7 protein-coding genes and 1 pseudogene are annotated in these 9,842 nt (G+C 46.1%); 4 read left to right on the forward strand and 4 right to left on the reverse strand.

Going from position 1 to position 9,842, the window contains the following annotated elements; translation table 11 throughout:
- Positions 1 to 78: 78 nt before the first annotated feature.
- Together Q0R35_RS09845 and lipA are read right to left on the reverse strand one after the other, a co-directional pair.
- Positions 79 to 252, reverse strand: a pseudogene (locus Q0R35_RS09845) (DUF4277 domain-containing protein); the annotation flags it as partial.
- An 825-nt stretch (positions 253 to 1,077) separates the two neighbouring features.
- Positions 1,078 to 1,980: a lipoyl synthase gene (lipA, locus tag Q0R35_RS09850; RefSeq protein ID WP_295616933.1), complete on the reverse strand. Its 903-nt coding sequence runs from the start codon at positions 1,978 to 1,980 to the stop codon at positions 1,078 to 1,080.
- A gap of 327 nt (positions 1,981 to 2,307) precedes the next feature.
- On the opposite strand from lipA, the gene Q0R35_RS09855 reads away from it, so the two are divergent.
- Positions 2,308 to 3,045, forward strand: a complete 738-nt coding sequence (locus Q0R35_RS09855; protein WP_295616936.1) for a response regulator — start codon at positions 2,308 to 2,310, stop codon at positions 3,043 to 3,045.
- Positions 3,046 to 3,101: 56 nt separating this feature from the next.
- On the opposite strand, the gene recR is transcribed toward Q0R35_RS09855, so the two are convergent.
- Positions 3,102 to 3,701, reverse strand: coding sequence for a recombination mediator RecR (gene recR, locus Q0R35_RS09860; RefSeq protein ID WP_295616953.1), 600 nt, complete (start codon positions 3,699 to 3,701; stop codon positions 3,102 to 3,104).
- Positions 3,702 to 3,951: 250 nt separating this feature from the next.
- Between recR and Q0R35_RS09865 the strand changes: the two genes are divergently transcribed.
- The 3 genes from Q0R35_RS09865 (at position 3,952) to speA (ending at position 9,266) form a co-directional block, all read left to right on the forward strand.
- Positions 3,952 to 5,805 (forward strand): hypothetical protein, encoded by a 1,854-nt coding sequence (locus Q0R35_RS09865; RefSeq protein ID WP_295616939.1) that lies wholly within the window; start codon positions 3,952 to 3,954, stop codon positions 5,803 to 5,805.
- Between the two features lie 402 nt (positions 5,806 to 6,207).
- On the forward strand, positions 6,208 to 7,047 hold the full coding sequence (locus tag Q0R35_RS09870) for a peptidoglycan-binding protein (RefSeq protein ID WP_295616943.1): 840 nt from the start codon (positions 6,208 to 6,210) through the stop codon (positions 7,045 to 7,047).
- A 188-nt stretch (positions 7,048 to 7,235) separates the two neighbouring features.
- Complete coding sequence (gene speA, locus Q0R35_RS09875; RefSeq protein ID WP_295616947.1) at positions 7,236 to 9,266, forward strand: biosynthetic arginine decarboxylase; 2,031 nt, start codon at positions 7,236 to 7,238, stop codon at positions 9,264 to 9,266.
- An 86-nt stretch (positions 9,267 to 9,352) separates the two neighbouring features.
- Here the strand turns inward: speA and Q0R35_RS09880 are convergent, their stop codons facing one another.
- The gene (locus Q0R35_RS09880; RefSeq protein WP_295616950.1) at positions 9,353 to 9,712 is read right to left on the reverse strand and encodes a hypothetical protein; all 360 of its coding nucleotides are present in this window, start codon (positions 9,710 to 9,712) and stop codon (positions 9,353 to 9,355) included.
- Positions 9,713 to 9,842 lie beyond the last annotated feature (130 nt).

A 9,842-nucleotide genomic window follows, 5' to 3' on the forward strand; every position in this document is an offset into this window, starting at 1 on the left:
AGCGGGAGTCAAAGCGGAAGAATTGAATGATGACAGACTAGGAAGAGTAATGGATAAGTTATTTAAATATGGACTAAACAATCCATTTAAAATAATTGCTTTGACAACTTCTCCACAGTTAATCTTTTCTCTAGGATCTGTCCCTAGTAATTCATTGACTTTTTCTACTATCCCTATTTCGTCAATGATTCCAGCAACTATTCCCAAGTGGTCTAGATTTTTAATCTCAATTTCATCAATTCTAAAATTCATTTATTGATAAGGTTAATGGGAGCTTTAACAACAATTTTATCATTATTTAAGCACTTCAAAAGTAGTTTTTGAATTCAACTATGTTTGTCTTTTGCCTACGTATTTGGTTCTCAAGTGAGTGATAAATAAATCTAAGTGCTTGTCGTGAAAATTGAAGTGCGGAATGTGGGATATAATTTTTTAATTTGTATCTATATCACAACCAACTTGTAGGAGCGGGTTTATGCTAGAAGTTGCGCTTTACACCATCATCTTTAAATCAAACCCACCCATCCTCAACAATATCTGTCAGATCGTTTTTATCGATCGCAATCGTGGGTAGTCTTATTGTATAGACGTATTGGGATCGATCGAGATGAAAAAAGCTTCATCAGATAATATTTTATTCAATTGTTTTTTGTGTCTCGCACTTACAGATCTAGTAATAGAAATAATTTTACATTCAAACATTCTCCAAAACATCTATCTATGCAGCGTTACTTGTACAAGAGGCAAACCCAAATTCCTACCGAGCCAGAGGACTATTTAGAACTTACTTATAGAGACCGAATTAGGCATACCAGCTCAGATTTTCCTTATCATACTTGTATCTGGGATGATATATATCCTGCTAGTTTCGCCGATAGATGGGCTGACAAAATTAAGCCTTTCTATTGTAATAAAAAATTCTCATTAATTTCACTGGCTCGATATCATTACAGATAGTAAGTTAACTTATAATCTAATAAATATAAATGTATAATACAAATTAGAAAATCCCCTCCGAGGAGGGGTGCCCAACGGGCGGGGTGGGTAGATCTCCGCCACTCACTAATTATCGAATCCTCATTCGCCTGCATGATAAGAACTGCGAACTAGTGGAGCCGATCGAACGTGCTTGAAGCCTAGCTCCTGGGCAATTTCACCTAAGTGGGTGAATTCATCTGGAGTCCAGTATTTAACGACGGGGAGATGTTCTAAAGAGGGTCGCATGTATTGTCCCATCGTCAGCCGATCGCAATCGATCGATCTTAAATCTTGTAATGTTTGGATAATTTCAGCTTCAGTTTCGCCGTGTCCCAGCATTAAGCCCGATTTAGTCGGGATGGTCGGATCTATTGCTTTAACATGGGCGAGAACATCGAGCGATCGCTGGTATTTTGCCCCCCGGCGCACCCGATCTTGGAGTCTAGCTACTGTTTCGATGTTATGGTTGTAACAAGCAGGTTTGACGGCTACTACAGTGGCAATCCGGTTTTTTTGTTGCTGCTGGGCATCCTTCCCGCTCCAAAAATCGGGAGTTAGCACTTCTACCTGCGTAGTCGGATTTACCGCTCTAATTGCTGCGATCGTGTCAGCAAAGCCACTCGCACCTCCATCATCGAGATCGTCCCGCGCTACGGCTGTTAAGACTACATACTTCAATCCGAGCAGTTTGACTGCTTCAGCGACCTTCTGAGCCTCCTGGGGGTCTAGGGGCATCGGTGCGTGCCCTTTATCGACCTGACAAAAACCACAACTGCGAGTGCAAATTGGCCCCATTAACAGAAAACTAGCAGTTTGCTGACTGTAGCACTCACCGCGATTAGGACAGCGACCTTCTTCGCAAATTGTATGAATTTGACGCTGTTTGACAATCTGCTGTACTGTCGAAAGTTCGCTGGCAGTACCGATCGATCGCCGCAGCCAAGGGGGAAGAGTTTGAACTTCAGCGCGCCAACGTGCTAAATCTGCGGAAGATGAGGGCATATTAAAAAGAGTAGGGGTTACGAGTTTGGGTAAAGGTCTAGGCTGCCATTCAACTATCGATCTCGGTGCATGGCGATCGACGAGCATAGAAATCGATCGATGATTAAAATAGGATAAGCGGTCGGGCACAGGTCGATCGATGTTACCCTTGGATCTTAGCAATTCTCCATTCAGCAAGGGAGAAGAACCAAGGCACGAGATGGACATTATTCCCTAAATATTTTATCAATTTGCACTGAAACCGGGTTAAACCATCTGAATTAAAGAGATAGGAGTAACAACGAGTAACAACACCTAAGTTTATAAAAAAACAATCAGGAGTCAAGTGTGGCAACTAGTAAAATCTTGGTAATCGATGATAGTCGCGTGATTCGGAAGACCGTGCGCGATATGCTCCCAGAGGGCGATTTTGAAGTAATTGAGGCAAAAGATGGCATTGAGGGGATCAACTTTGTCGAAACAGAACACCCCTCGCTAATTATGTTAGATTTTATCTTACCCAAAATGAGCGGGTGGGATGTCTTCCAGCAAATTCAGGCGCATCCAGAATTTCAGAAAATTCCCTTGGTATTGATGTCGGGGAAAAAGGAAGAGGTTACGAGTAAGATTTCGGAACCATTCGAGTTTTTTGAGTTTATTGAAAAACCATTCGATCGGGTCTTACTTGCCGAAGCGATTCGGGTAGCGATGACTAAAGCGCGCAAAGCTCGTCCGCGCATGGCAGAGTTACCTGGTGCGGTAGCGACATCGATCGAAGCTTCAGTCAGCAACGATGAAGTGTTGCAGTTGCAAGCACAGCTAGATCGAGCGATGGAGCGGATTGCAGCGATCGAAACTACCAGCCGGACGGAAATCGATCGACTCCAAACCCAACTGGGTACGATTCAACAATCGCAACAAACCGAGCTGCAAGCTTTAATTACCAGATTTGAAGCCGAACAGCAGAGTAGAGATGCCCAGCATCAAGAAACTATCCAAAAAACGATCGAACTAGAATCAGAAGTCGATACCTTGAAAAAACAATTGGGTCAATTGATTGTTTTAATCAAGAAAAGATTAGCTTAGTACCCGATCTTAGGTTTCGCCATCGGTAGTCGATCGCGGTTGTCCCTAATTGACGATTAACTTATCTCTCGCCTGCCTTCTAAAGCGCGGGCGAGAGTTATTTCGTCTGCGTATTCCAAATCGCCACCCATCGGCAGTCCGAAGGCAATTCTAGTCACCTTAGTCAACGGTGCGATTAGCCTGCCTAAATATAGCGTAGTCGTCTCGCCTTCTACAGTCGGACTGACAGCCACAATCACCTCTTGGACATCATCGGCGACAACCCGTTGTAAGAGAGTGGAAATATTTAATTGTTCGGGGCCGATGCCATCCATTGGTGAAATTACCCCACCTAAGACATGGTATTTACCCATAAATTCTCGCGTTTTTTCGAGGGCAATGACATCGCGAGAGTCGGCAACGACACAAATCGTGCGCGGATCGCGTTGCGGATTACGACAGATATCGCAAGTCGGTTCGGCAGATAGGTGAAAACAAACCTCACACAAGCCAACTAGTTGTTTAGCTTCGATCAACGATCGAGCCAATTGTTCGACTTCGGCTGGAGATCGTTTGAGAATGTGTAAGGCTAATCGTTGAGCAGATTTAGGGCCTACTCCTGGCAAGCGTTGTAGCTGCTCGATCAGATTGGCAAGGGGGCGCGTGTAAGCCGTAATCTTCGCTCCTAACGATCGGCAGGAAAATCATTATACCATTTTTGATTTAGGGATTAGGTTTTAGGTTTTAGGGATTAGCTGTTAGGTTTTAGGGATTAGGTCTGAGGCATGAAGTTTTAGGCTTGAGACCTAATTGCACAGCTACTCCCTACTCCTTACTTCTTACTCCTTACTCCTTACTCCTTACTCCCCTTGTGCGATCGGGAAAATTCCGAATACACTATGAGTTGTAGCTTTTTTTCCCACGCGCGTGTTCGATCGACCATCCTTCATCATCGATGTGCTTACCAGTGGGTGGGTGGTAATTGTCTTTGCGGTATTATTTGGCGGATTACCATCGATCGCATTTCCACAAACATCGTTGCCATCGTTCGCCAGTCGGCTGGTGGGTGCCTTTATCCGGACGGTAGCGACGCTCTCCATCGGGAGTATTTTATGGGTGAAGTTGGGCGTATTTACCTGGATGACAGCGGTGCTGACGTATGGAACTGGGTTAGGAATCGGCCTGATGGCAAGCCACCAGTGGCAATTTAGACTGAAATTCGATCGACTAGGGCACCAAATTGCGATCGCGACGGTGGATATTTTCGATCGCGGCGTGTCGGCAACCCAGATCGCTGACTGGCTATCATTCCCGTGGCGGATGCTAGATCGGGCGATTCAAGCTTACTTCGATCCGCAAGCTATCCAGCAGTTTTTACCGAATGGTACCTCAGTCGCCCACCCCAAGCTCCAGCCCAGATCCAGACGGATACCATTAATTATGCTGGCGGTAATTGCCACGATCGCGATCGTCAGCTTTACAGTGTGGTTGCGTTTCGAGCATCCATTAACCGAATTTCGCTTCAGCCATCCCGACACTTACGGGCAGTTATTAATTACCCAGCAGATCTTGGCGCGGGATTTACCCGCAGTTAACTATTTGCCAATTTTCGCGAGTTTAGCCGCCTTTATCTCGGCACTCAGTGGCGTTCATCCTCTTCAAGTCGTACATCTGCTGGGCGCGATCGTCGGCACTTTACTAGTGCTGAGTATCGGTTATACGATCGCCGCGCTGACCAAAAATGGGGCGGCAACGTTGGCAGCAATGTATAGTTTGGGGACTTATTTATTCACCTGGAATCTGCCGATTTCCCAGTATTTACCCCCAGGGTGGCAGCAATGCCTGAGAACGATCGCCGACGCGCTCGATCGCGGTTTGATTCGATCGTGGGCGGTAAGTGAAGCCGAACTCGGAGCACTGTTTGTAATTTTGGCAATCGGGTGCAGTACCCAAATTGCCAGAACCAAACAACGCACGGATGCAATAATCAATACGCTTTGTTGTACGCTCTTGGTCGCGGCAATTTCCCCCCACATGCTGCTATTAATCTTGTTTGGCGGCTTTGGTAGCATTTTTGGCAGGCAAACAGGATTATTTACGATCGGTGTCGCCTGGACGCTGTTAGCGGTCTTAGCGGCAATTCCCGATCGACAGTTGCCGATGCTTAATGAAATTTTAGCCACACTGCCGATCGGCTTGAGTCTGTTGGTGGGATTATTATTTATGGCGATTTCAGCGGCGAGTAAACCATTATTTGCCAGTTGGTCGTCACCGATTTGTCTGATGATGTTTATTGCCATTACCCTCAATTTTTGTCTGCCACCATTACCTGCGATCGACTATCTTGAATACGATGCCGCCGCCCGAAAAGCTGTAGAGATCGGGCACATATTTCCCCCCAAACAGTGGACTGTAGTTGCGCCGATCGAACAACTGTCTCAAGTCTACGGTCGCGGCTGGTATGAAGATGTTGCCGAATTTACCGATACTTATCAACAACGGGTAAAAGTTGCTAGCTTTCATTTTCCGCACAAAACACCACTGTTAGTATTTACCGAAAAACTTGCCTTCACTACCGATAAGCCAGAATATCCAGTTCCCTACTCCGTACTCACCGATCCTACCTATCGTAACTATCGATCCCCTAGCGGTCGGAAAAAATTGGCCACCGCTACACTACAATTGTGTGAGACCTATCGCCGCCATCATCCCGATACGCTAATTTATTATGAAAACGATCGACTGCGGATCTATCAGTTTGCACCCGCGATCGATAGTTAAAAAAAACGCCCCAACTTACTAATAGCAAGTCAGGGACGAATAATCAGGGTGCATCTACCACTCCTATATCCACACTCTCTCCACCCTTATCGGGACGAATCTAAATTATTTATTTTATTTGGGAGTTTGGAGAGTTGGAACTAATTCTGACTCAAAAAAAACGCCCCAACTCACTAATAGCAAGTCAGGGACGAATAATCAGGGTGCATCTACCACTCCTATATCCACACTCTCTCCACCCTTATCGGGATGAATTTAAATTATTTATTTTATTTGGGAGAACGGAGGTAGGAGATGGGAGAGTTGGAGCTAATTCTGCAACAGCAAGATACTCATTCCAACTCCCAACTCCCAACTCCCATCTCCCAACTCCCATCTCCCATCTCCCATCTCCCATCTCCTATGACAACCGTAAAAGAAGCGATCGACAGCATCATTCAAACCCGTACCGTCGATACCGGATTGGTAAGCGGCTTGAGTCGGCAAATTATTGCCCAGATGAATACCATACAGACGAGTATATTACTTAACTTCGAGAGCCTACCAGGAATTGCCAATACTGGCGGATCTCACTTAAACCTCTATCTTCAGGCGGGGGCGAAAGAATCGTTACGTGCCGCACTTAAAGCGGGAATTGCCCAGCAACCCAACCTGAAAATGACCGTTAGCTCGGCTTATCGCACCGTCGTACAGCAGCATCTTCTCTATCAAGTTTATCGGCGCGATCCTAAATTAATTCCGCTGGCGGCTAAACCAGGGAACAGCAATCATGAAGATGGATTGGCGATCGATGTTGGCAATTACCAGGCGTGGAAACCCTATTTGCTGGCGCATGGCTGGCAGTGGTTGGGCGGTAACGATCCCGTGCATTTCTTTGAAAATAACGGTCGCGATGACGTGGGAAACTTGGGCGTGAAGGCTTTTCAGAGCCTGTGGAATAAGTATAATCCTAACGATTTAATGACTGTCGATGGCAATTTTGGCGACCAAACCGCCGCGAAAATGGATCGCTGTCCGATCGGTGGTTTCGTGATGGTGACTAGCTTTCAGATGGGCGATACCGGATCGATCGTCAATCGGATTCAGCAGAGTTTGACTAATGTCGGTTATGCTACTCCGGTTACTGGCTCGTTCGATCGACTCACAAAGGATGCGGTAATTAAGTTTCAGGCGAGAAAAGGACTTAGTGCCGATGGTGTCGTCGGACTAATGACGCTCAAAGCTTTGGGCATTAAGTTGTGACATCCTCCATCTGAGAGAACTTAGCTATTCGATCGGCAATTATAATGTTAATGGGAGATTGGCTTAGTTTCGATCGATCTCTGGGTATCTTAAATACAGCACAATGCATAAAAACGATCGAGAGATTGGTAAATAATGCGTTAAGATGACAATCGATAAATCGTCCGCTAGAAAAAATGGGATAGGCAGTGGCAGAAAAAAATTTGGAAATAGAGCTACCAGATGCAAGTGTAGCTGCGGAATTGAATCAGCTTTTGAAAAATACCATCGTGCCTAAGGAAAAACCGAAGGGGGGTGCCAAACATCAGCCCCAGCCCGAACTACTTCAGGAACCTTGGACGATCGAGGACAGTGAAAATCTATATCGGATTCAAGGTTGGGGCGAACCGTATTTTTCAATTAATGCCGCCGGACACGTTACCGTCGCCCCACAAGGAGATCGCGGTGGCTCTTTAGACCTCTACGAGCTGGTTTCATCCCTGCAACAGCGCAATCTAGCCCTGCCGATGCTGATCCGGTTTTCGGACATTTTAGAACACCGGATCGAGCGATTGAATGCCTGTTTTGCCAAGGCGATCGCCCGATATAATTACGGCGGCATCTATAAAGGGGTCTTCCCCGTCAAGTGCAACCAACAAAAGCACCTCATCGAAGATTTGGTCAAATTTGGCAAGCCTTATCAATTCGGTCTTGAAGCAGGTTCTAAGCCCGAATTAACGATCGCGATCGCCATGCTAGATAACCCTGGAGCCTTGCTAATTTGCAATGGCTACAAAGATCGCGAATACATCGAAATGGCGATGCTAGCGCAGAAATTAGGGCAAACTCCGATTATCGTCCTCGAACAGATTGAAGAAGTCGAAATCGCGATCGCCGTCGCGCAATCTTTAGGCATCAAACCCAATCTGGGCGTACGTGCCAAGCTCAATGCTAAAGGAATCGGACGCTGGGGCGTATCTAGCGGCGATCGGGCTAAATTTGGGCTGACGATTCCCGAAATTATTATGGTGGTAGACAGGCTCAAAGCAGTCGATATGCTCGACTCCTTGCAACTGCTCCACTTCCACATCGGTTCGCAAATTTCCTCAATTTCGGTCATTAAAGATGCGATCGGCGAAGCTAGTAAAATCTATGTAGAACTCGTCCAATTGGGGGCGAATATGAAGTATCTCGACGTGGGTGGCGGTTTGGGCATCGATTACGATGGTTCGCAAACCAACTTCCATGCGTCCAAAAACTACGATTTGCAAAACTACGCTAACGATATCGTCGCCGAAGTGCGCGAGACTTGTGGCGAGAAAAATATTCCCGTTCCCACTCTAATCAGTGAAAGCGGACGTGCGATCGCATCTCACCAATCGGTACTAATTTTTGATGTCCTCAGTACCTGCGACGTACGGACAGATTTGCCCCAACCAACCACCCAGCCCGAACACCAAATCGTCCGCAATCTGTGGGAAACCCACGCCAGCATCAATCCCGAAAATTATCGGGAAGCGTTCTACGATGCCAATCAATTTAAAGATGAAGCCATCAGCCGCTTTAAACTCGGCTATTTAAGCATCACCGAACGATCGCGCGCCGAACAACTGTATTGGGCTTGCTGCCAAAAAATCCTCGATATCGCCAAACGCGAGGAATATATGCCCGAAGATTTGGAAGAACTCGAACAAATCATGGCATCGATTTACTACATCAATCTATCTGTATTCCAATCGGCTCCAGATAGTTGGGCGATCGATCAACTGTTCCCCATCATGCCAATCCATCGCTTGGGCGAAGAACCTACCCGGCGCGGGATCTTAGCCGATCTTACCTGCGATAGTGACGGTAAAATCGACCAGTTTATCGACCTTAAAGATGTCAAGCACGTTCTCGAACTACATCCCCTAGAACCCAATAAACCTTATTATTTAGGCTTATTCCTCGGCGGTGCTTATCAAGAGATTATGGGCAACCTTCACAACTTATTCGGCGATACCAATGCGGTTCACATCAAACTGACACCCAAAGGCTACAAAATCGAGCACGTTGTCAAAGGCGATACCATGACTGAAGTTGTCGGCTACGTTCAATACGATGTCGAAGATCTGATTGAGAGCGTTCGTCAAAAAGCCGAACAAGCCCTGCTCGAAAACCGGATCGAACTCTCCGAAGCCCAACGCCTGCTACAAAACTACGAACACAGTCTGTCGCAGTATACTTATTTGGCTCCGTAGGAGGGGATAGGGAATAGGGAATAGACGTAATTTCACTTTTTACTTCTTACTTCTTACTCCTTACTTCTTACTTCCCTCTCCCATCTCTACTGATATCTCATGATGCGATCGAAGATTACCCTTTGCTTGGTATCGATTACGCGCACCGAAATTCTGGTGTAGTGACCAGCTTTGAGCCGATTTCCGACTGGCGTAACCTGATAACTATATCCATTCCGCTTCCAGATGTAGGTTTGTCCCTGCTGAGTCGATTGAGTGCGTGGAATAGTGACACACCGATTTCGCGGATCGCAACTATGATATTCGCCACCACTACTAAGATCGAGGATATAACCATCACCCTTATAAGCACCTGAAATAGAAATTGGATTGGCTATCGCCGCAGTTGCCATGCCAATTGTAGCGATCGAAATAATCTGACACAGAAATTTGGTAAATTTCATCATCGCAATTCCTCAACTGGTAGGCTTATGTTGTAGCGTCTGTCAATATTTGGCTGTTGCCAATATCTATAGCAATCGCCAGGGTGGTTAGGACAGTATAACTAGTGTTGCTACAAACCCGACTTTTCCAAAA

The organism is Chamaesiphon sp. GL140_3_metabinner_50 (assembly GCF_025361915.1).
GTDB lineage: Bacteria > Cyanobacteriota > Cyanobacteriia > Cyanobacteriales > Chamaesiphonaceae > Chamaesiphon.